The sequence below is a fragment of the Halomonas sp. McD50-4 genome (assembly GCF_022348135.1).
GTDB lineage: Bacteria > Pseudomonadota > Gammaproteobacteria > Pseudomonadales > Halomonadaceae > Vreelandella > Vreelandella piezotolerans.
Window position 1 is genome coordinate 87,747 of record NZ_JAKRFG010000010.1, and the last position, 21,661, is coordinate 109,407.

The 21,661-nt window shown below is 56.5% G+C and carries 22 protein-coding genes and 2 tRNA genes; 13 read left to right on the forward strand and 11 right to left on the reverse strand.

Going from position 1 to position 21,661, the window contains the following annotated elements:
• Window positions 1-46: 46 nt before the first annotated feature.
• On the forward strand, window positions 47-1,246 hold the full coding sequence (locus MHM85_RS12915; RefSeq protein WP_139528077.1) for an O-succinylhomoserine sulfhydrylase: 1,200 nt from the start codon (window positions 47-49) through the stop codon (window positions 1,244-1,246).
• Window positions 1,247-1,325: 79 nt separating this feature from the next.
• On the opposite strand, the gene MHM85_RS12920 is transcribed toward MHM85_RS12915, so the two are convergent.
• On the reverse strand, window positions 1,326-1,604 hold the full coding sequence (locus MHM85_RS12920) for a hypothetical protein (RefSeq protein WP_139528076.1): 279 nt from the start codon (window positions 1,602-1,604) through the stop codon (window positions 1,326-1,328).
• A gap of 331 nt (window positions 1,605-1,935) precedes the next feature.
• On the opposite strand from MHM85_RS12920, the gene MHM85_RS12925 reads away from it, so the two are divergent.
• The 3 genes from MHM85_RS12925 to MHM85_RS12935 all read left to right on the forward strand — a co-directional run bounded on the left by MHM85_RS12925 (window position 1,936) and on the right by MHM85_RS12935 (window position 4,599).
• Complete coding sequence (locus MHM85_RS12925; RefSeq protein ID WP_139528075.1) at window positions 1,936-2,493, forward strand: cytochrome b; 558 nt, start codon at window positions 1,936-1,938, stop codon at window positions 2,491-2,493.
• Window positions 2,494-2,577: 84 nt separating this feature from the next.
• Window positions 2,578-3,162 (forward strand): YceI family protein, encoded by a 585-nt coding sequence (locus MHM85_RS12930; protein ID WP_139528074.1) that lies wholly within the window; start codon window positions 2,578-2,580, stop codon window positions 3,160-3,162.
• Between the two features lie 90 nt (window positions 3,163-3,252).
• Entirely contained in the window at window positions 3,253-4,599 is a 1,347-nt protein-coding gene (locus tag MHM85_RS12935) for an MATE family efflux transporter (protein WP_239286156.1), read from the forward strand.
• A gap of 1 nt (window position 4,600) precedes the next feature.
• Here the strand turns inward: MHM85_RS12935 and MHM85_RS12940 are convergent, their stop codons facing one another.
• From MHM85_RS12940 to MHM85_RS12955, 4 genes are all read right to left on the reverse strand, one after another.
• The gene (locus MHM85_RS12940) at window positions 4,601-6,085 is read right to left on the reverse strand and encodes an NCS2 family permease (RefSeq protein ID WP_139528072.1); all 1,485 of its coding nucleotides are present in this window, start codon (window positions 6,083-6,085) and stop codon (window positions 4,601-4,603) included.
• A 239-nt stretch (window positions 6,086-6,324) separates the two neighbouring features.
• On the reverse strand, window positions 6,325-7,515 hold the full coding sequence (locus MHM85_RS12945) for an amino acid aminotransferase (RefSeq protein ID WP_139528071.1): 1,191 nt from the start codon (window positions 7,513-7,515) through the stop codon (window positions 6,325-6,327).
• Window positions 7,516-7,854 (reverse strand): 4a-hydroxytetrahydrobiopterin dehydratase, encoded by a 339-nt coding sequence (locus MHM85_RS12950; protein ID WP_139528070.1) that lies wholly within the window; start codon window positions 7,852-7,854, stop codon window positions 7,516-7,518. It abuts the gene before it with no gap.
• Between the two features lie 28 nt (window positions 7,855-7,882).
• A complete protein-coding gene (locus tag MHM85_RS12955; RefSeq protein ID WP_239286154.1) occupies window positions 7,883-8,794 on the reverse strand; it encodes a GGDEF domain-containing protein in 912 nt (303 codons plus the stop codon).
• A gap of 283 nt (window positions 8,795-9,077) precedes the next feature.
• On the opposite strand from MHM85_RS12955, the gene cobA reads away from it, so the two are divergent.
• The 4 genes from cobA (at window position 9,078) to dcd (ending at window position 12,705) form a co-directional block, all read left to right on the forward strand.
• Window positions 9,078-9,896: a uroporphyrinogen-III C-methyltransferase gene (gene cobA, locus MHM85_RS12960; RefSeq protein WP_239286152.1), complete on the forward strand. Its 819-nt coding sequence runs from the start codon at window positions 9,078-9,080 to the stop codon at window positions 9,894-9,896.
• A 148-nt stretch (window positions 9,897-10,044) separates the two neighbouring features.
• On the forward strand, window positions 10,045-11,181 hold the full coding sequence (locus MHM85_RS12965) for a kinesin (RefSeq protein WP_176558253.1): 1,137 nt from the start codon (window positions 10,045-10,047) through the stop codon (window positions 11,179-11,181).
• Between the two features lie 145 nt (window positions 11,182-11,326).
• On the forward strand, window positions 11,327-12,127 hold the full coding sequence (gene apbC / locus MHM85_RS12970) for an iron-sulfur cluster carrier protein ApbC (RefSeq protein WP_139528067.1): 801 nt from the start codon (window positions 11,327-11,329) through the stop codon (window positions 12,125-12,127).
• 11 nt (window positions 12,128-12,138) lie between these two features.
• Window positions 12,139-12,705 carry a dCTP deaminase gene (gene dcd / locus MHM85_RS12975; protein WP_139528066.1) on the forward strand — a complete coding sequence of 189 codons (567 nt, stop codon included), beginning with the start codon at window positions 12,139-12,141 and terminating at the stop codon, window positions 12,703-12,705.
• Window positions 12,706-12,783: 78 nt separating this feature from the next.
• On the opposite strand, the gene purN is transcribed toward dcd, so the two are convergent.
• Entirely contained in the window at window positions 12,784-13,527 is a 744-nt protein-coding gene (gene purN / locus MHM85_RS12980) for a phosphoribosylglycinamide formyltransferase (protein ID WP_239286150.1), read from the reverse strand.
• Window positions 13,524-14,603: a phosphoribosylformylglycinamidine cyclo-ligase gene (purM, locus tag MHM85_RS12985; protein WP_139528064.1), complete on the reverse strand. Its 1,080-nt coding sequence runs from the start codon at window positions 14,601-14,603 to the stop codon at window positions 13,524-13,526. Before purM ends, purN begins: the two co-directional genes overlap by 4 nt.
• A 199-nt stretch (window positions 14,604-14,802) precedes the next feature.
• On the opposite strand from purM, the gene MHM85_RS12990 reads away from it, so the two are divergent.
• Window positions 14,803-15,915 (forward strand): AI-2E family transporter, encoded by a 1,113-nt coding sequence (locus tag MHM85_RS12990; protein ID WP_139528063.1) that lies wholly within the window; start codon window positions 14,803-14,805, stop codon window positions 15,913-15,915.
• The gene (gene hda, locus MHM85_RS12995) at window positions 15,912-16,616 is read left to right on the forward strand and encodes a DnaA regulatory inactivator Hda (RefSeq protein ID WP_139528062.1); all 705 of its coding nucleotides are present in this window, start codon (window positions 15,912-15,914) and stop codon (window positions 16,614-16,616) included. The genes MHM85_RS12990 and hda overlap by 4 nt, the downstream gene beginning before the upstream one ends.
• Window positions 16,617-16,681: 65 nt before the next feature.
• Here hda and MHM85_RS13000 read toward each other — a convergent pair whose 3' ends face one another.
• Window positions 16,682-17,056 carry a phasin family protein gene (locus tag MHM85_RS13000; RefSeq protein WP_139528218.1) on the reverse strand — a complete coding sequence of 125 codons (375 nt, stop codon included), beginning with the start codon at window positions 17,054-17,056 and terminating at the stop codon, window positions 16,682-16,684.
• Window positions 17,057-17,380: 324 nt separating this feature from the next.
• On the opposite strand from MHM85_RS13000, the gene MHM85_RS13005 reads away from it, so the two are divergent.
• Window positions 17,381-18,757 (forward strand): class II fumarate hydratase, encoded by a 1,377-nt coding sequence (locus MHM85_RS13005; protein WP_139528061.1) that lies wholly within the window; start codon window positions 17,381-17,383, stop codon window positions 18,755-18,757.
• Window positions 18,758-18,785: 28 nt separating this feature from the next.
• Here MHM85_RS13005 and MHM85_RS13010 read toward each other — a convergent pair whose 3' ends face one another.
• Window positions 18,786-19,856, reverse strand: coding sequence for an endonuclease/exonuclease/phosphatase family protein (locus MHM85_RS13010; protein ID WP_139528060.1), 1,071 nt, complete (start codon window positions 19,854-19,856; stop codon window positions 18,786-18,788).
• Window positions 19,857-20,035: 179 nt separating this feature from the next.
• Here MHM85_RS13010 and MHM85_RS13015 point away from each other — a divergent pair.
• Both MHM85_RS13015 and MHM85_RS13020 read left to right on the forward strand, forming a co-directional pair.
• Window positions 20,036-20,112 (forward strand) — tRNA-Val (locus MHM85_RS13015).
• A gap of 24 nt (window positions 20,113-20,136) precedes the next feature.
• Window positions 20,137-20,213, forward strand: a tRNA-Val gene (locus MHM85_RS13020).
• Window positions 20,214-20,288: 75 nt separating this feature from the next.
• Here the strand turns inward: MHM85_RS13020 and MHM85_RS13025 are convergent.
• Together MHM85_RS13025 and MHM85_RS13030 are read right to left on the reverse strand one after the other, a co-directional pair.
• The gene (locus MHM85_RS13025; RefSeq protein WP_139528059.1) at window positions 20,289-20,759 is read right to left on the reverse strand and encodes a GAF domain-containing protein; all 471 of its coding nucleotides are present in this window, start codon (window positions 20,757-20,759) and stop codon (window positions 20,289-20,291) included.
• A 74-nt stretch (window positions 20,760-20,833) separates the two neighbouring features.
• Window positions 20,834-21,628, reverse strand: a complete 795-nt coding sequence (locus MHM85_RS13030) for a MetQ/NlpA family ABC transporter substrate-binding protein (protein WP_139528058.1) — start codon at window positions 21,626-21,628, stop codon at window positions 20,834-20,836.
• Window positions 21,629-21,661 lie beyond the last annotated feature (33 nt).

The window sequence follows — 21,661 nt, forward strand, 5'->3', positions numbered from 1 at the left end:
ATGTGTGCAGCGTTACGATACAGCGGTTGGAATAAGGGGCTCTGCCATGCACGACGATAGCCACCAAGATGAGTGGTCGCTCGAAACGCTCGCTATTCGCGCGGGGCATCACCGTACGTTCGAGCAAGAACACGCTGAGCCGATATTCCCGACGTCGAGCTTCGTGTATGAGAGCGCGGCCGAGGCAGCACGCAAGTTTGGTGGCAAAGAGCCCGGTAATGTGTATTCGCGCTTCACCAATCCGACCGTTCACACCTTCGAGCGCCGGTTAGCGGCGCTCGAGGGCGGCGAGCGCTGTGTGGCCACCAGCTCGGGAATGTCGGCGATTCTCTCGACGGCGTTGGCGCTGCTATCGGCGGGGGATGAAATCGTTGCATCCCGCTCGCTGTTTGGCTCAACGGTCAGTCTGTTCGATAAATATTTGGGCAAGTTCGGTATCACCACCCGCTATGTCGAGCTGTCCAATTTGGCCGCTTGGGAAGCGGCGATCAGCCCCGCGACCAAGCTGATGTTTGCCGAAACGCCCTCCAATCCACTTTCCGAAGTGGCCGATATTCCGGCCCTGGCAGCGCTTGCCAAGCGCAGCGGTGCGCTGTTGGCGATCGATAACTGCTTTTTGACGCCCGCGTTGCAAAAGCCCATCGCGCTAGGCGCCGATTTGGTCATTCACTCCGCGACCAAGTACTTGGACGGACAAGGCCGCGCAGTCGGTGGTGCGGTCGTGGGGAAGCATGACGTATTGGAAGAGGTCTTTGGCGTCGTGCGCACCTGCGGGCCGTGCATGAGCCCGTTCAACGCGTGGATATTCACAAAGGGATTGGAAACACTCTCGCTGCGCATGAAGGCACACTGCGACAATGCCCTGACGCTGGCGCGTTGGCTCGACCAGCACCCGGCGGTGAATCGCGTTTATTACAGCGGTTTGGAAGCCCACCCGCAGCATGCGCTGGCGAAACAGCAGCAGCAAGGTTTTGGTGCAGTGCTCGGCTTTGAAGTGAAGGGAGGGCAAGAGGGGGCGTGGCAGGTCATCGATGCCACGCGTATGCTCTCCATCACGGGTAATCTGGGGGATGTGAAAACCACTATCACTCACCCAGCGACCACGACCCATGGCCGTCTCTCCGAGGCACAAAAAGAGGCCGCTGGCATCGCGCCTGGGCTGATTCGTGTCGCGGTGGGGCTCGAAAGCCAAGAGGACATACAGCGCGATTTGGCGCGTGGCTTGGATGCGCTATTAGCTCGCTAAGTCCATTACCTCGGAAGCTCACAAAAAAACCCACCGTAAGGTGGGTTTTTTGTTGCTCTAACGATCGTTGCGCGCAGGCTTATGAGGCATTGCGGTGCGGCAAGTCAGATTGCGCGATTTGGCTGTCGCGGTCGTTAGAGGCATGCGCTTCCGAGCTGGGCTCAGCCACGCGATTCTTGGCAGCGTCACCGTTCACGAGCGTCAAGTCTGCAGGCGTCATGTTAACGCTCTCGACACTGTAATTAGCCGAAGAGCTGGCGTGGACGATTTCGTTAAGCTCTGCGGAGCCTTGCTCGGCGAACGCGGCGGTGGACGACAATGCAACGGCGATGGCGGAAATAAGGGTCAATTTTTTCATCTGTCATACTCTCTATGGATAATAAAGTCGTTTTGGTCGCTGTGACGTTGTGCGTCAGGACGTGCACTAATAATAAGCGCACTAAACAAATAGTAAAATTGATTAAAATTGCAGGATTTGTTCGAATTTTTAAACTTTTGTCTAACGTGTTCGGTTGGGGTATGTCGCTGGCTGCGCATGACTAGAGGGCGAGATCCTTAGCGGCGTAAGCAATGGTTTTTACGAACGAAGTATTCTGCTTTTTTCAGCAGAGTTTTTAGCGGTGAAACGGTATGCTCTTAACACATAAGATAAGAGCGACATGCGAGCAGTTTTACACGGGGAATCAAGGATGTTGCGGAACACGCGCAGCGGTTGGGGTGTCATTAGTATTCTTTTTCACTGGTTGAGCGCCCTGGCGATCGTAGGGTTGTTCATTTTAGGGTGGTGGATGACGGGATTGGGTTACTACGATCCCTGGTATAACCAAGCTCCCTGGATTCATCGTTCGATAGGTATTTTGCTACTTCTGGCTACCGCTGGACGGCTGGTATGGCGCTGTATACAGCCGACCCCTGCAGCAGAAGGGAATCGCCTCGAGCGAATGGCTGCGCACCTTGGCCATATAGCGCTCTACGTGCTGTTATTACTGGTGTTGACTAGCGGCTATTTGATTTCCACCGCTAACGGCCGTGGAATCAGTGTGTTTGGTTGGTTTGAAGTACCTGCGGTGCTGTATGACTTGCCCAACCAAGCAAGTCTGGCGGGAGACGTACATTGGTACAGCGCGCTGGCATTAATGGTGTTGGCTGGCGGCCACGCCCTGATAGCGTTGATACATCACTACCGCTATCGCCATGCAACGCTAAAACGAATGATGAGCCCGCGCTACAGCAAGACGAATTTGTGATGGGATGACCATTTTTTGAACGCTGTTGGAGTTCTCGAACGTGGCTCCGATAGTGCCCATAAGGAAAGAGAGGAGATGGACGTTATGATGAAGAAAAGCGTAATGGCAGCAGCGGTAGCGGCAGCAGCACTGGTTCCACTGAGCCAAGTGCAGGCCGCCGATTATCAAATTGACACCGAAGGCCAGCACGCCTTTGTACAATTTAAAATCAACCACCTGGGTTTCTCCTACATTCTGGGTAGTTTTGAAGAGTTCGATGGTCAGTTCTCCTACGACGCCGACGATCTAGCATCCTCCTCCGTCGAGATGGAAGTGCAGGTAAACAGCCTGAACAGTAACCATGCCGAACGCGACCGCCATATTCTGAGCGGTGACTTCCTCAACGCCAGCGAATACCCCACGGCGACCTTCACATCGACCGGCTTCGAACCCACCGGTGACAACGAGGGTGTCGTCACCGGTGAGCTGACACTGCACGGCGAGACGCAAGAGATCGAAATGCCGGTCACGCTGATGGGAGAAGGTGAAGACCCCTGGGGTAACTACCGCGCAGGCTTCGAGGGTAGCACCATGCTGACCCTGGGCGATTTCGGCATCGACATGAGCGATTTCCCGGAAGCCATGCATGACGTCGAACTTTATGTAACGTTCGAAGGTATTCGCCAGTAAGCGATACCGTTCAAGAACGCTGCCACCCTTGCGGGTGGTGGCGTTTTTTGCGTTTAGCCTTTCCATTTTCTGACATTTAGGAGTCCGTTTTTGGCAGCAGTGATGCAACAACGCGAGTTGGCGATAACCCTATGGCGGCAGACCTGGCCAATGGCCATTGGGGTGCTGGCGCTATTGGGTTTTCAGCTTGTGGACAGTGCGTTCATCGCACGCCTGGGCACTGCGCCGCTGGCGGCGCAATCGTTTACCTTTCCGCTTTCGTTTCTGATCATTGGTATTCAGGTGGGCATGGGCATTGCCATTGCCGCGCTGATCTCTAGAGCATTGGGTGCTGAGCAACAGGCGAGAGCCAAGCGGCTCTCCTGCCTAGTGCTGATGGCTGGAGGGGGCGTGATTGCGCTACTTGCTCTGATACTGTGGTGGCTGGAAGTGCCGCTGTTTCGAATGCTGGGGGCAGATGACACGGCATTGGTCTACATTCGGGCCTACTGGGGACCTCAGCTTTTGGCGGCTTGGTTAGGAGCCGTGCTTTACTTCATGTACAGCGTCTTTCGCGCCCATGGCGATACCCGAATGCCTGGGAAAATGATGGTCATCAGTAGTCTCATCAATCTAGCACTGGACCCACTGTTCATTTTTGGGGTGGGCCGTTGGGAAGGCTGGGTACTACCAGGAGCAGCGTGGGCGACCGCCGTGGCGTTTTCGGTTGGGCTGCTGCTGACGGGACGCAAATTGCATCGACGCCAGTGGGCCACGACCGACGCCATTGGCACGGAGGCGGCACACTCCTGGCGGCCTTTCATTGGCATTGCGGCACCGGCCATGGTCAGCCAGTTGATGCCACCTTTGGCCGCCATGCTGGCCATTGCCGCGGTAGCGGGCCTAGGGGATACCCAAGTGGCGGCATGGGGGCTGGCGAGCCGTCTGGAAACGCTGTCGCTGATGGTCATACTGGCCATGACGATGTCGCTGCCTCCTTGGTTGGGGCGCTGCTACGGTGCAGGCGACTGGGGGCAAATCCAGCGGCTGCTGCGTTTGGCGTTGAAAGTGGCCGTAGTGTGGCAATTGAGCCTGGGCACACTGCTCGCGCTGGCATCGCCATGGGTAGCGATGGCCCTAGCGGGAACGCCCGAGGTACAAAACGAACTGGCGCTACTGATTCGTTTTCTTCTGCCCAGCTACGCGGCACTGGGAGTGTGCATGCTGGTGGTGTCGGCGGGTAACGCGCTGGGTTGGCCGCTACGGGCCATGCTGCTGTCGAGCGCGCGGCTGTTCATCTGCTACTTGCCCTGTTTATGGTTGGGGGCACAGCTATTTGGCTGGACGGGCCTAGCCGCGGGGGCAGCCATCGGCAATTTGCTGGCTGGATTGACGGCATGGGTGGTGTTGAAACGTATTCTCTCCCGCCCGCACCGGCAGGCGGGAGCCTCGCAATGAATCAACGCTTATCAGAGGCTTCTTGGAACGAGAAGTAGACGAACAGTAAGGCCATCGCCAAATAGCCCATGACGAACTCCGGTGCGGCGTTGAAGGCGAGCTTCGGCGCATGCATCAAACCGACGAACGAGAAGCCTGCGGCAATGACGGCAAAGGCTGCTGCTCGGCGAAACTGATGGTCGATCACCGAGACGGTCATGGCACCTAGGAAGATGGCCATGAACATGGCACCTTGGCCCATGACGACGATGGCACTGGAAATGTCGCTTACCACCTCGCCCGCCCCTCGGTTGAAACGGGTCATGACGTAGTTGGCAAAGTAGGGCAGCATGGCCAGCGCAATGGCCGGGTAGTAGCGCGTGTCGTTGGCTTGGAACGCCGTTGCGATCATCGACATGCCGACGAACACTAAAATCGGCGCAACGACAGAGACGGGAATGATCGCAGCCAGCGCGGCGATGAGGCCGAACATGGTCGCCAGCGCGTAAACCGCCCCGTTGAGCAGGCTGTAGCCTCGCCCTGCGCCCATCCATTTCGCACCTACCGTGGCAATATAAACCGTCGTTGGGAACACGCCACCAAATAGTGCCCCGATCATGGTACCTGCACCATCCACTGCCTGGCACTCGCGCACGTCATACTTGTCGCCAGCGGCCTCCATGGCTTCGACATTGTTCATCGTCTCTATGGCGTTATAGAGCGTGATGGGCAGTACCACGGTCAGCACGGCCAGCATGCCGGTGAACAGAAGGCCCAGCCCCTCGAACCAAGCGAGGTTGGGGAGTAGCGGGTAAAAGCCGAGATGCGTGAACGCATCGCTGAAGCGCTCGCTACCCGCATCGCCAATCAGGTAGGCCATGACGGTGCCCACCACGATAGCGAACAGCGATGTCGGTAGTTTGAAGGGCATGCTAACGCGGGCCACCAAGCCAACGATGATGATCCCCAGCACCAGCAGGCCAATGACCGGCATCTCCAAGGTTTTGAACAGCATTTCACCGGCGATGAAGGTCAGCGCTACGCCCGCTACGGCCCCCAGCATGGCGGCTCGGGGTAGGTGGTACTGCGCCCAACGGCCAATGATACTAATCACCGCTTCTATCGCGCCGCTGATGAAGCACGCGGCAACCGCTACTTTCCAGGCCAGTTCGGCATCGCCGGTGAGCTGTTTGGCAGGCAATAGAACGCCAAACAGGAAGACGAACATGACGGGGGTCGAAATGCCGTAGGAGAGGGCAGTAACGTCGCTACGGTTCTCTTTTCGTGCGAGCCTGGCGGCGCTCCAGGCGTAGTAAAAGTTACCGACCATGACTGCGACGGCGGCGCCGGGTAGCACCTGGCCATACACGATCGACGTGGGAAACCCCATGCCTAACATCGTAATCGCGATGATGACGAAGTTAGCGATATTGTTCTGAAAGAGCGCAAAGAATGCGTCGGTATCTTCCTTTTTGTACCACGGGTAATGAGTGCCAGCAGCCGCCATGTGATGCCTCTTGGTTATGGTGTGTTGTATACAAGGCTACGCTGAGTGTGCCGAAAGTTTGACTGATCGGTCAAGCGCTGCGTTGTATCGGACGCCGCGCGGGCGCCCCAGGCTCTGGCGGCGAAGGCGCAATTGTACACAATCTTGGCCAAGGGGTTGATAACCTTATGGCTTTTCTTGTGAGTGACCAACGAAAACGCCCAGGCGATGGCCTGGGCGTTGTGGTGGTATGCGGTGGATTAGTCGTTGACTGCCGCGATCGCTTTGGCGAGGTAGGGTAGATTCTCGTGTGAGAATCCCGCGACGTTGGCACGACCAGAGCGAACCATGTAAATGCCGAACTCGTCACGCAAACGGTCGACCTGTTCCGGTGTCAGGCCAGTGTAAGAGAACATGCCGCGCTGCTCGGCCACACAGGCGTACTTTTCATCTAAGCCGTAAGGCTTCAAAGCCTCGACGAAGTCGCGGCGCAGTGTGTTGATGCGGTCGCGCATTTCGGTCAGCTCTTCACGCCACAGGGCGGAAAGCTCGGTATCGTGCAAAATCTCGCTGACGATCGCGCCACCGTGAGCGGGCGGGTTGGAGTAGTTCTCACGCGCCACGATAGCCACCTGGGAACGCACGTTTTCCATTTGCTCGGCGTCTTTAGCGATTAGAATCAAGCAGCCGGTACGCTCGCAGTAAATACCGAAGTTTTTGGAGCAGGAACTGGTGATGATCACCTCATCCAGATGCTCGGCCAACAGACGAACGCCGTAAGCGTCTTCGTCCAAGCCTTCCCCGAAACCTTGGTAAGCGAAGTCGATCAACGGCAGCAGCTGGCGCTCCTTCAGTACGGTCAGAACCTCTTGCCACTGCGACTGGGAAAGGTCGAAGCCGGTGGGGTTGTGGCAGCAGGCGTGCAGTACGACGACATCACCCTCAGGGATTTTCTTAAGCGCGGCTAGCATGCCGTTGAAATCCAGCCGGTTATCCGCGTCGACATAAGGGTATTTGTGCAGCTCGATCCCCGCTGACGTAAAAATGCCGTGGTGATTCGGCCAAGTCGGATCGCTTACCCAGATGCCTTTGCCCGGCAGTTGACTGGCGACGAAGTCGGCCGCGAGACGCAGCGCACCGGTACCACCTGGCGACTGAGTAGCGCTGGCACGGTTGGCTTTGAGTACCGGTGAGTCCGAGCCCAGCACCAACGGCAGCACGGCTTCACCATAAGCGGGAGCGCCGTGCGAGCCAATGTAGGTCTTGGTGGATTCATTCTTGAGCAGGCGAGCTTCCGCTTCCTTGACGGCGCGCATGACTGGCGTGTTGCCAGCGGCGTCACGATATACGCCAACACCCAGATCGACTTTCTGCGGGTTGGTATCTTTTTTGAAAGCTTCGATCAGCCCGAGAATGGCGTCTCCAGGGACTCGCTCAATTTGCTCAAACATTTATTCGGCTACCTCGTCGGTTCTGGCGGCAAGAATGAAGTCGTTAAGATGCAGGCCGTTTATTTCATGGGACCACCAAGTGACAGTGGTTTTGCCCCATTCGGTGATCAAAACAGGGTGGTGACCCGCCTGCTCTGCGACATCGCCAACACGTTGGCTAAACGCTAGCGCGTCGGCAAAGTTACGAAACGTGAATTGTCTCGATAGCTTCATGATGCCATCGTGTTCGATAATCTGCCACTCTGGAAGTGCCTTGAGATGCGCTTGGCATGCCTCATGAGAGAGTGGCATGGCGTTGCCGCTGCAAGGTTCGCACTGTGTTTGTGCTAGCGATGTCATGGGAATGCCTCCTGTTGAAGTCGTCTCTTCAGGGTAGAAGGCATACGCAGTCGCGACCAACCTCTTTGGCGCTGTAAAGAGCCCGGTCGGCCCGATCGATCAAAGTGACCAAAGGCTCCCCGCAGTGATACTCCGCCACGCCAATACTCAATGTGACGCTGCCCTGCCCGATACCAAAATCGTGATCGGCGATGGTTTGGCGTAAGCGGTCCGCAAGCTTATGGCATTGCTGCAGCGAGGTGAGCGGCAGCACTACCATAAACTCTTCTCCTCCTAGCCGGGCGAGCATGTCTTCGCAGCGCAGTAGTGACTGGGCCATCATCGCCAACTGTTTCAGGACGTTGTCGCCCTGCAGATGCCCCCAGCGGTCATTGAGCTGTTTGAAATGGTCGATATCGATCATCATGATCGATAGCGGCGTGCCGTGACGGGCGCTCATCGAAGCTAAGTGGGTGAGCTGTCCCATCAATTTACGCCGATTGGGCAGGTTGGTGACTGGGTCGGTATCGCAGAGCTTACGTAGCCGCTGCTCTTCGACGACTTGGTCGGTGATGTCCATCATTAGCCCATTCCATCGCACTCCTGATGCGATGGGCTCAGGGTTGGCACTTACCGCAATCCAGTGTGGCTTCTCTTCAGGGAAGGGAAGCCGAAAACGCGTATTGAGCGGGAGCATCCAGCGCGCGGAGCGCTCGATGGCCGACATCACTTTGGGATGGTCGTGGCCGGTGAGTTGCTCCAGCAGCAGGCTGGCATCTTCGGCGAGCTGCTGTTTGTCGACATAGGCTAACGCCATCCCACCCCCCTCAAGATAGGGAAAGTTCATATGGCCGCTATGGGAGCGGTAGAACTGAAAAATGACCCCAGGAATACGGGATACGAGACTATCGGCACTGGCGGGTATGTCGATAGACGATGTGGCTAGGTCATTCACGGGCATGCGTGAATCTCCGGTTTTTATGCCTGTTGTAAGTTAGCCGTGAAGGTTAGCGGTAAAAACGTAAACAATATGTAAGCCATTGCTGACAATTTAGCGGTTTTTAATACTTTTTGGTCATTAAAACTGAGATTTATATTCCATTTGTATGGATGTGACGCGAAAATAAGGGTTCTGCGTAAGCGTGGTCTTGTTCATTCTTTTCTAAAATATCATTAGATTCAAAATTTCACGGGTGATGGCTTTGAATACGCAACGATCAAATGGGGTTCTTCCCGAGGCTGACGTGCTTGAGTCCGCGCAACGGCAGGTTGGGCGCGTCAGTCTGATTGGCGCAGGGCCCGGCGACCCAGATTTATTGACGTTGAAAGCCTACAAGCGGCTACTGAGCGCCCAAGTAGTGCTGTATGACCGTTTGGTGAGCGATGAAATTTTGGCGCTATTACCCGCCGAGGCGGAGCGTTATTACGTGGGTAAGGCTCGCTCCTCCCACAGCGTACCGCAGGGAGAGATCAACCAATCGTTGGTGACTTGGGCTCGGCAGGGCAATCAGGTGATTCGCCTAAAAGGGGGGGATCCGTTCATTTTTGGGCGTGGGGGCGAGGAGCTTGAAACACTGGTGGCAGCGGGTATCCCTGTGGAAGTGGTTCCAGGTATCACGGCGGCGTCCGGCTGCGCTGCGTATGCAGGTATTCCGCTGACCCACCGAGATCATGCGCAGTCTGTCCGCTTCGTGACGGGGCATTTACAGGAAGGAGAGTTTTCGTTGGATTGGGCGACCCTGGCGCAGCCGGGCCAGACGCTGGTGTTTTACATGGGGTTAAGCAACCTAGCTTCCATTTGCAACGCTCTGACGGCTCACGGCTTGCCCCCAACCACGCCCCTGGCGCTGATCGAACAAGGCACGACCCAGCAGCAGCGAACCCATGTGGGAACATTGACGTCTTTGCCAGATAGCTTTCAGCGTGGGGAGATCCAACCGCCGGCGTTGCTGATCATTGGTAGCGTCGTCTCTCTTCATCAGACGCTTTCGTGGTTTGAGCGCCACCATGGTGTATCGGCTGGGTTTTCCCAGGGGAAGCATCGCCGTTTGACGAGGGGATAGACGATTGAGCGCTTCGTCGGGTGGCGTTATGACCTGCGCTGTGTATGCTAGTAACGAATAGATTCATAAAGCCACGACCTGATCACCATCTTGCTACCTGTCACTAACGCTGCTGATATCAGCAGCCAAGCGAAAAGAGGGACGCAGCATGTCAGAAGCCAATCACTCCGATTCGAACACGCCTGCTCACAAGCCGGATATGAAAACGCTTTTCCAGGATAACCGTGTGAAGGGTATCGCTGGGATTGCTGCCATTGCCGTGATTTGGGCCATCATGGCGCAATCCAATTCAGGCACCCATCAAGAGCGCGTCGAGACCTTGGAAGGTCAACTGGCGAGTGTCGAGCAAGAAAATACGGAGCTAAGCCAGCGCCTATCGGAAGTCGAACAGGCGGAAGCTGACTTGACCGCTATGCGCGATGAAATGGCGTCGTTGGAGCAGCAGCAGGCAGACGCAGCGGCTAGTCTTGAGTCGGCTCAAGAAGATGTCAGCGGTGTCGAGACCCGTTTGCAAGAGTTAGAGAGCCAGCGCGAGACGCTACAACAGGAAGTCTCGGCACTGGAGGAGCAGCTTGCTAGCGCCGAGAGCGAGCTGCAGAGCTTACGAGAAGAGCGTGATCAAGTTGTTAGTGAGCGTGACGAAGCACAGTCTTCTCTGCAGCAGGTAGAAGAAGCGCGACAAAGTGCGGAAGAGGCGCGTCAGCAGGCAGAGTCTGCCCGTCAGCAAGCAGAAGAGCAGCGCCAACAAGCCGTGGAGGACTTGAGTGCCGCGGAGAGCGAACTCAGTGAACTCGACAGCCAGGTAAGCGATGCCAACGACCGTTTGGCTACGCTCGAAGAGGAAATAGCCACCCAGGAGAGCGAGCTGCAATCCCTCCAAGAAGAGCGCGATAGCGTGATGCGCGAGCGGGATTCGCTGCAGTCTGATGTGGATTCACTTTCTCAACTGCGTGAAGAAGAGCAACAAAGCCTCGAACAGGTGCGCACCGAAATGGATGATCTCATGGTGGCCCTGGACATCGGCCGCGATGAAGTCGCGAAGGTCGAAAACGATATCGAAGCCCGTCAAGAGCAGCTCGCGCGTCTGGAAACGCAGCTCAGCGAGTGGCGAGACGAGCTGTCGACGCTCGATGAGCGTCTCCATGTCGATGATCCAGCCTCGGGGGACGTGCCAAACCTCACGGGCGAGCAGCAAACCCAGCAAGATGGGGAAGATGGCGCTAGTGGGGCAGAAGGGGAAAACGTTCAGGCGGATGAAGCAGAGAGCCAGCAGAGCGGAAGCTAAGTCGTTTAAAACAAAAATCATGCCTCCAACGCAAGCGGATGCGGGGTTTCCCCGCATCCGCTTCTGTTTGTTGGTTTAGAAATAGGGCGCTGAGGAGTATCATTCACGCCATGTTCACAATCAACAACCCTTGGGAGTGCCATTGATGGATGGTGTAAAGCATATTGTGGCAGTGGCATCCGGCAAAGGTGGCGTTGGTAAGTCCACCGTAACGGTCAACTTAGCGCTGGCGCTATCTGCCCAGGGCTACCGCGTTGGCGTATTGGATGCCGATATTTATGGCCCTAGCCAAGCGCAAATGTTGGGCGTGGAAGAGGGGGTACGTCCCCAGGCGGCGGCAGACAATAAGTTTCTGCCCTTGGAGGCTCACGGCATACAAGCGATGTCGATGGCGTTCATGGTCAACACCCGCGACGCGATGGTATGGCGCGGGCCGATGGTGGTGGGGGCGTTTCAGCAAATGCTCACCCAAACCCAGTGGGATAACCTGGATTTCCTGTTGATCGATATGCCGCCCGGCACGGGAGACATCCAACTGACATTGGCGCAGAAAGTGCCGGTATCCGGCGCCGTCATCGTCACGACGCCTCAGGACATCGCGCTGCTGGATGCCCGTAAAGGCATCGAGATGTTCCGCAAAGTCAACGTGCCGGTGCTGGGCGTGGTGGAGAATATGAGCCTCTACCACTGCGAGAAGTGTGGCCATGAAGCGGCGATTTTCGGCACTGGAGGCGGTGACCGTATCGCTGACGAATACGACACGACCGTGTTGGGCCGTTTGCCGCTGACGCTATCGATTCGCGAATTGGCAGATTCCGGGCGGCCCAGCGTGGTGTCCGAGCCCGATGGCGCTGTGAGTCGCATCTTTGCCGAGATTGCCAGCCAAGTGGCGCAGTCCGTCAGCGCTAGCCAAAGCGACGGCCCTACGATTTCTTTTAGCGAGTGATGAAGTAACCGATGAGCATTAAATCAGACAAATGGATTCGCCGAATGGCGCAAAGCGATGCCATGATCGAGCCGTTCGAGGCAGAGCAGGTGCGCTATGTGAACGACCAGCGGGTGATCTCCTATGGTACCTCCAGCTACGGTTACGACGTGCGCTGTGCCGATGAGTTCAAGGTGTTTACCAATATCCATTCGGCCATCGTCGACCCCAAAGCGTTCGATGACAAAAGCTTTGTCGACGTGAAGGGCGACGTTTGCATCATCCCGCCGAACTCGTTCGCCCTAGCGCGGACGGTTGAGTACTTTCGCATTCCGCGCAATGTGCTGACCATTTGTCTGGGTAAATCCACCTATGCACGTTGCGGCATCATCGTCAATGTGACGCCGCTGGAGCCCGAGTGGGAGGGGCACGTGACGCTGGAGTTCTCCAACACCACGAACCTACCCGCAAAAATCTATGCCCATGAAGGGGTCGCTCAGATGCTGTTCCTGGAGTCTGATGAGGTGTGCGACATCTCTTATAAAGATCGGGGGGGTAAGTACATGGGGCAGCGTGGCGTGACACTACCGCGTACCTGACACACCATTTTTCTTCTGCTACAAAAAAGCCTTGCCGCATCCCTGTGGCAAGGCTTTTTTTACACTGACAATGGAAACTTAGGCGTTGCCGCTTTCTTCGTCCAGCTCTTCGGCAGCATCGGCATGGGAGAGGCGCATGCCATACGGCGGAAGCGGGTGGCCGTCCATCGTGGCCCCGTCGGCAGCGTACTGTAGGCGTCCCTCAAGAAACCACTGCACCGCAATGGGGAAGATCAGATGCTCCCGGGCGTGCACCTTCTCCTTAAGGGTCTCGACGGTGTCGTCGGCGCTTACCTGTAGCTCGGCTTGTAGAACGACCGGCCCCCCATCCAGCTCTTCGGTAACGAAGTGGACGCTACAGCCATGATGAGAAACGCCGTCAGCCAGTGCGCGCGCGTGGGTATTCAAACCCTGATACGCGGGCAGTAGGGAGGGATGGATGTTGAGCATCCGTCCGAGAAAACGCTGTACGAAACGTGGCGTGAGAATGCGCATGAAGCCAGCAAGGACGATGACATCCGGCTCATGGCGTTCGATCACTTTGATCAGTGCGCCATCGTAAGCATCACGACTATCGTACTCGCGATGCGGTAGCGCGACTGCTTCGATACCGGCTTCATGGGCGCGTTTCAACCCGTAGGCATCGGGTTCATTGGAAATGACGGCGACAATTTCACCGCCCAACCTGTCGTGCTGCTGGGCCTCGATGAGTGCCTGAAGATTGCTGCCACTGCCAGAAATCAGTACTACCACTCGGCTAGCGCCCATGGGCTCAGGCGTCATGCCGTTGAGGGTGTCGCTGCTGTCGTCCGTACTATTCATTCCTGCGAACCTGCTTGACCGCGCTCGAGCACTACCGCCTCTTTCTGGCGCTGAACGATCTGGCCGATCGTGTAGACAGTCTCGCCCTGTGCTTCCAGATGCGCTTTGGCGTTGGCAGCTTGTTCGGCGGGAACGACCACGACCATACCAATTCCGCAGTTCAGGACACGGTGCATTTCAGTCTCGTTGACGTTGCCCTTGGCCTGAAGCCAGTTGAATACCTCTGGCCGCTGCCAGCTAGTGAGATCGATGCGTGCGGCCAGGGTGTCTGGCAATACACGGGGAATGTTCTCCAGCAGGCCGCCGCCAGTGATATGAGAAAGCGCATGAACCGGGATGTCGGTGCCCCGCATCATCGATAGCAGTGACTTCACGTAGATACGCGTGGGTGCCATCAGTGCATCGCCCAGCGGCTGGCCATCGATGCTCTCCTCCAAGGAAGCATTGCTGACTTCTAGGATTTTGCGGATCAACGAATAGCCGTTGGAGTGTGGACCAGAAGACGCCAAGCCAAGCAGCACATCACCTTCAGCCACGTTGCTGCCGTCGAGAATCTCGGACTTCTCCACGACGCCCACGCAGAAACCGGCCAAATCGTAATCGCTGCCTTCGTACATGCCCGGCATTTCAGCCGTTTCACCGCCGACCAGTGCGCAGCCGGCCAGCTCGCAGCCAGCGCCGATACCGGTCACGACATCGGCAGCGATGTCGACATCCAATTTGCCTGTGGCATAGTAATCGAGGAATAGCAGCGGCTCGGCACCGGCGACGATCAGGTCATTGACACACATGGCTACCAGGTCGATGCCAATGGTGTCATGCTTGCCAAGATCCATGGCCAGGCGCAGCTTGGTGCCGACACCGTCGGTGCCGGAGACGAGCACCGGCTGCCGATAGCCAGCAGGTAGCTCGCACAGGGCACCAAAACCGCCAAGACCACCCATCACTTCAGGGCGTGACGTGCGCTTGGCAACGTGCTTGATGCGATCGACAAGAGCGTTGCCGGCATCGATATCGACACCTGCGTCTTTGTAGCTCAGAGAGGGCGTAGCCTGGGAGGAAGAAGTCTCGGTCATGACAGGTCCTGTGAAGCCTATGCAATGCTGCAGTGCGATTGTGCTGGCAAATAGCCAGTGCCGGAGCAATAACGGTGGGCGATTGTATCACCCAGCGACGTAAGTCGCATCGATGTGGCGCGTTATCAGGTGCGTCGCGAGCAACTTTTGTTACTATTCGAGCACTACCGCTGACCGTATATCCAGGAAGGAGCAGGGAATGAGGCATTCATGGTGGGGGATCGCGCTGGTCGTTGCGCTGGTGGGAACGGTGTATTTTCTCGATGCCGTTCTGATGCCCTTTATCGCAGGGTTGATTTTGGCCTACTTGGCTGACCCGTTGACGGATTTCTTTCAGCGTTTGGGCATGCGGCGAGTCTGGGCAGTGAGCAGCGTTTTTTTGGTGCTGATGCTCGTACTGGCGGTGAGCCTGCTGGTCCTCATTCCACTCGTCGTTCAGCAGATCAAGCAGTTAGGGGAAGCGTTGCCGGGCGTACTCAGTTGGGTAGAGGGCGTGCTGGCGCCTCAAGTTCAGGAGTGGACAGGGTACGATCTTGCCACCGAGCTTAGCAATGTGCGCGAGACTCTCATCGACAACTGGCGGGATGCGGGTAGTTACGTGGCTCAAGCATTGGGCCATATCGGTCGTTCGGGCATGGCGTTCGTCTCTTGGGTGACGTATGTCGCGCTCATTCCGGTGGTGACGTTTTACCTGCTGCTGGATTGGGACCGAATGCTCGACAACCTGGGAAATTTGGTGCCTAGGCAGTGGGCAGACGATACGTTTCGTTTAGCGCGCCGCTGCGATGAGGTGTTGGCTTCGTTTTTGCGCGGCCAGCTGCTCGTCATGCTGTGCTTGGGCATTATTTACGCTGCTGGATTGACGCTGTTAGGGCTGAATTTCGGGTTGCTGATTGGCGCGCTTTCTGGGCTCGTTAGCATCGTTCCCTTTTTGGGCTTCATCGTCGGTCTAGCGATCGCGTTGGTAGTGGCGCTGTTTCAGTTCGATACCTGGTGGGCGGTGCTCGGCGTCATCGTTGTCTTTGGTTTGGGTCAAGTCGCCGAAAGCGTCGTGCTGCAACCGAAGCTATTAGGCGATAAGATTGGTTTGCACCCGGTGGCGGTCATTTTTGCGGTGCTCGCGGGCGGGCATTTGTTCGGACTCACGGGCGTGCTATTGGCGCTACCCGCAGCGGCGGTGATCATGGTGCTGCTGCGCGAGGTGAAAGATCGCTATAAAAACAGTGCACTCTATGACGCACAGCTAGACGCTCCAGAACAGCACAAACAGCATGAAGCGCTGCAGGGCGACGACAATAGGGAGTCATCATGAGCCGATTACCGGCACAGCTGCCGCTTGGGGTGGGGCTGCGCGACGATGCGACGTTCGATAACTATTATGCTTCTCGCGCCAATGCGTCGTTGGTCGACCACCTTGCTCATCAGCTAACGCCTGGCTCAGAGCCGTTTCTCTATGTGTGGGGTGCCCCAGGCAGCGGCCGTAGTCACTTACTGCAAGCCGCCTGCCATGCGGCTTCCGACCAAGACAAGCGTGCCCTCTATTTGCCACTTGCGGACCTAGGCCATTTTCCACCGCTCATGTTGGAGGATATCGAGCGGCTCGATCTGGTAGCCATCGATGATTTGGAATACGTCATTGGGCGCAAACGCTGGGAAGAGGCGTTATTTCACGCGTTCAATCGTTTGCGGGACGCGGGCAAAGCGCTGTTGATCGCGGCCAACAAGCCGCCGCGCCATTTGGAGGTAGTGCTGCCGGATTTGGCGTCTCGACTGGCTTGGGGAGTCACCTTCCATCTTCACCCGTTGGACGATAATGACCGTTTGGCGGCGCTAAAGCTACGTGCCCAGGTCCGTGGCATGCAGTTGCCCGATGACGTAGGGCGCTACATCATGCACCGTGGGCCGAGGGAGTTGGGCGAGCTCTGTCGAGCTTTGGACACCTTGGATCAGGCATCATTATCAGCAAAGCGGAAATTAACGATCCCTTTCGTAAAGTCGGCGCTCGATTGGTAAAACGCCCCTGCCAGTGGGCTGGCAGGGGCGTGACGAGACTGATCAAATGATCAACGCTGAATGCGTTAGGCGGTCTTGCTCATTTTAGTCGCGGCCGCTTGTGCCTGCTTCACATTCTCTTCTGTCAATTTCTGACTCTTCTGCAAGAAATCCTGCTGTAATGATACGACCTTGTCGGTATCGCCTTTGACACGCTCGGCCAGTTCTTTAGCCACTTTCTGCTGACCTTCCATGTAGCTACGCAGGCCGTCGACATCTTTGACACTCAGCAGCTGACGCATCTGCGCGACGCCGGTGTCGACATACGCTTTGTTAGCGTCTAGCTGAGCGTTTATCAGCTTTTCAGAGTAGTCGATGCTCAGATTCATGTAGGCACGTGCCGGTGCCATGAACAGGTTGTCGAACTGCTGGGTCATTTCGTTGGTATTGAACGTACGCATCATTAACTCTCCTATGCCATTACGAGCGTCTGGGGCTGCTAAGCTGAGCCCAGGACGATTCATTGATCAGCGTCGGCGGGTTAGATCGCGCACCGTCACTGATGGGTTATCTTGCATTGCAGCATAGCAAGTGTTTTTGTGCAGTGCAACATCAGAGGCGCAATGAATTTTTGACCGCGCGTGCCGCGCTGATATGGGCAAACGGTTGAACGAACAGTGGGTTTACCAAGAGGGGCTCGAACACTAGTCTAAAAGCTACAGAGAATCGTTATCACATGGCGGTGTGGATAGTCCGTGTCGCCGATGACTCACAAGGAGTGCAACATGGAAACACGTATCGAGCGGGATAGTATGGGCGAGTTGAAGGTTCCAGCCACGGCGCTTTATGGGGCACAAACGCAGCGTGCTATCAATAATTTTCCCGTGTCGGGCACGCCGATGCCGGAGGCCTTCGTTCATGCGGTTGCTCGTATTAAGCTGGCAGCGGCGCGCAGTAATCATCAGTTAGGGTTATTGGATGCCGAGCGTGCCCAGGCGATCGAAAAAGCCGCACAAGCGGTGATCGATGGCCAGCATGATGAGCATTTTCCTATCGACGTTTTCCAAACGGGGTCGGGTACGTCGACCAATATGAATGTGAACGAGGTGTTAGCGACGCTGGCCAGCCGAGAGGGCGTTGACGTCACACCTAACGATCACGTCAATATGGGGCAATCCAGTAACGATGTCATTCCCACGGCGATCCACCTGTCAGCGGCTATCGCGGTGAACGAGTCACTGCGCCCTGCGTTAACCGAACTCAAGGCAACGATCGACCGCCGTGCCAATGAGTTGAGTCATATCGTCAAAACCGGCCGTACCCACTTGATGGACGCCATGCCGCTTCGCATGGATCAAGAGCTAGGCGCGTGGTCTAGCCAAGTGGGTCAAGCCATCGAGCGGTTCGATAGTGCCATGACGCGACTATGCCGCCTTGCCCAGGGTGGCACCGCTGTGGGCACGGGGATCAATGCGCCGGAGGGATTTGCTGACTTGATGGCCAAAGACCTAAGCCAGCAAACAGGTCTCTCATTTGTACCTAACGATAGTTTCTTTGCCAGCTTGGCATCGCAAGATGCCGCGGTAGAGCTTTCCGGTCAGTTGAAGGGGTTGGCATGCGTCGTAATGAAGATCGCCAACGATCTGCGCTGGATGAACTCTGGGCCGCTAGCGGGGCTGGGTGAAATCGAATTGGAAGCATTGCAGCCGGGAAGTTCGATCATGCCCGGCAAGGTCAATCCCGTCATCCCTGAGTCGGCGGCGCAAGCGGCCGCTCAAGTGATTGGATTGGATGCTGCTATTACGGTGGCCGGACAAAGCGGCAATTTTCAGCTCAACGTCATGTTGCCACTCGTGGCCTCGAACCTGTTGACCTCGATTACATTGATGAGCAGTACCGCCACCTTGCTGGGTGAGCGCGCCATCGCCACCTTCACAGTCCGTGAAGACAATCTCCAAGGCCCGCTGGCGCGTAACCCCATCCTCGTCACCGCGCTCAACAGTGTGATTGGCTACAACGCGGCCGCTGCGATTGCCAAAAAGGCTTACCAAGCGGGGAGGCCCATCATCGATGTGGCGGAAGAAGAGACGGAGTTGGATCGAGCTACGTTGGAGCGGCTGCTCGATCCTACGGTACTGACGAAGGGCGGGGTGCCAGAGTAGCGAAGCGCCTTGACGCAGGGCAAGGCGGCTACGTCTTTTGGCGTTCCGTTTTGCCCTTTTGAATGGTCTCGCTGGCTTCTTGGCGCTCCTCTTGACTCGCTTCTGGATTGTCATGCTCATCTTGCCGTGAGGGGCGATAACAGAGCGTCGCGAGGATCGGGAAGTGGTCGGATCCGAAGGCGTCCAAGCGCTGCATACTGTCTAGCGTGAAGTGCTCACTGACGAATACGTGATCTAGTGGCCAGCGCAGAAACGGATAGTTTGCATGAAACGTGCTAAACATTCCTCGCCCGCGGCGCGGGTCGAGCATGCCACTGATCCGGCAAAACCGACGTGTCGTGCGTGACCAAGCGACGTCGTTGAGATCGCCCGCAACGAGCGTAGGCGATGGGTTCTGGTGAATTTCCTTGCCTACCAAGAGTAGCTCGGCGTCTCGCCAAAGCGATTTTTCACTCTCGCTGGGGGCGGGAGGGCGTGGATGCAGCGCATAGAAACGGATCTGATCGCCGCTCGCTAGGGTGACATAGGTATGGATAGAGGGGATGTCATCCTGAATCAACCATTTTACTTCCGTCTCGCTGAGCGTCAGTCGAGAGTACAAGTGCATGCCGTAAAGGTTGTCGAGGGGAATTTTTACGCTGTTTGGCCAGGCTTTTGAGAGAGCAGTATCCAACTGACGCTGCCACCACTGGTCGGATTCCAGCGTCAACACCATATCGGGCTGGTGCTGCTCTATCATGCTGATCAGCTTATCCGCTTGACGGTTTGGTGTGAGCACGTTAGCGATCAGTAACGTGATTTTCTGCTCATCCGGCGCCTTGCGGGTCGATTGAACCTGTACGGGCCAAAGTCGTGTCCAGGGAAAGATGTAGCGCAGTTGGAGCATGCAGGTGAGTAGCGACAACCCTATCGTGGCAGTCTGCCATCGGCTGGGGGGCAAGAGGAGTGCGCCAACGGCGGCGCAGAGCCCAGCGAGCACCGCGATTTGTAGTCGTGGAAACTCGAAACTTCGCACCCACCACCAACGTAGCCTTATTCGCGCGATGAGGGTGGATAATAGTAGTAAACCGGCGATGCATCCTAGCAAAGGCCCTAACAAAACCTATCTCCTTATCCGTAAGCGATCATGATTAATCTATGTGCAGCTTAGCCGGTAGGTTTGATAAGTGTCGATGTAATTTGCGGGAGCGGGTAGGGTAAGGCACTAAAGTAGGCAAAGGCGCAAAAATGACTTGCAATTCAGCCATGAAGCCGTAGAATACGCATCCGTTGCACAGCAGGACCATAGCTCAGTTGGTTAGAGCGCCACGTTGACATCGTGGAGGTCGGCGGTTCAAATCCGCCTGGTCCTACCAAATCTATCCGTGCACTTTTTTTCTAGGACCATAGCTCAGTTGGTTAGAGCGCCACGTTGACATCGTGGAGGTCGGCGGTTCAAATCCGCCTGGTCCTACCAGACAGTCACAAAAAAGCCCTGCTCATCGAGCGGGGCTTTTTTGTGTGCGCCTGTTTTATCGTTTGGCGTCTTGCATCATACGAAGCGAGGAAGGTCTGTTTGCCGTACGAAAGTCGCCACCAGCGCCTCGATGCCCGCCTGATCTTCTTGGCTAAAGCGCGCGTGCTGCGGGCTGTCGATATCCAGTACACCCCATACGACACCATCGCTCACGATAGGAACGACCAGCTCGGAACGTGAATCGGCGTCGCAGGCGATGTGGTCGGCCACCGCGTGTACGTCATCGACACGTTGCGTTGCCTGTTCACGGGCCGCTGCTCCACAAACACCTTTGCTAAATGGAATGGGGTGGCAGGCGGGTTTGCCCTGAAACGGCCCGAGGCACAGCAGTTGCGGTTCGCGCTGCAGATAAAAGCCAACCCAGTTTAGCGTCTCTAGCGCTTGCTGAATGAAAGCGCAGGTTTGGGCGCTGTTGGTCAGCCAGTCGCGAGTGTCTAACAAAGCTTCTAGCTGACGGTTGAGTAGGGTGTAATCGGTGGTCGACATACCATTTCCTTGATGAAAAACGCATCAGGCCAGCCTTTCGGCTGGCCTGATAATGAATCATGAACGGGTGAGAGTTACTCGTCAGTCCAGCCTGGTACCGCCGCACCTTTGAACAGCTCGTCGGCTTTCTCGATCACTTCCTCACGCTGATAGGCGTCGACCAACTGGCGAATTTCTTCGCGATCTTCATCGCCACCGCGAACCGCAATCAGGTTGACGTAGGGAGACTCAGGGCCTTCCTTGATCAGCGCATCGTCCAGGCTCAGGCCAGCCGGCTGGGCGAAGGTGTTGTTGATGAAAGCCATGTCGACATCCGGCAGGACACGGGGCAACTGCGCTGCTTCGATTTCACGGAAGCGGAAGCCGCGCGGATTTTCTGCGATATCGATCGGCGTGGCTTCCAGGAAGGTCGGATCGTTGAGCGTGATCAAACCTTCGTTATGCATCAAAATGAGCGCACGCCCTTCGTTGGAAGGGTCGTTGGGTAGCGCGATTTGGGCACCGTCCGGCAGCTCATCGATGCTGTCGTACTTTTCAGAATACGCGCCGATGGGGTACACGAAGGTGTAACCAGCAATGGCAAAATCGTAGCCACGGTCATTGACCATCGCCTGCATGTAGGGCTCGTGCTGGTAGGCGTTGGCATCCAGGCTGCCATCGGCCAGCGCCGCGTTCGGTGTGACGTAGTCGGTGAACTCGATGATTTCGACGTTCAGGTCGTACTCTTCTTTGGCAATGCGCGCGGCCACTTCCATGACTTCGGTTTCGGGGCCGGCGACGGTGCCCATTTTGATGGTACGGGTTTCCGCATTGGCCACGTTGATGGCCAGAGCCAGTGCGGTCAGGCTGCCGATAATGACTTTTTGCATGGCATTACTCCAGTGTCGTTGTGCATCGTGTTG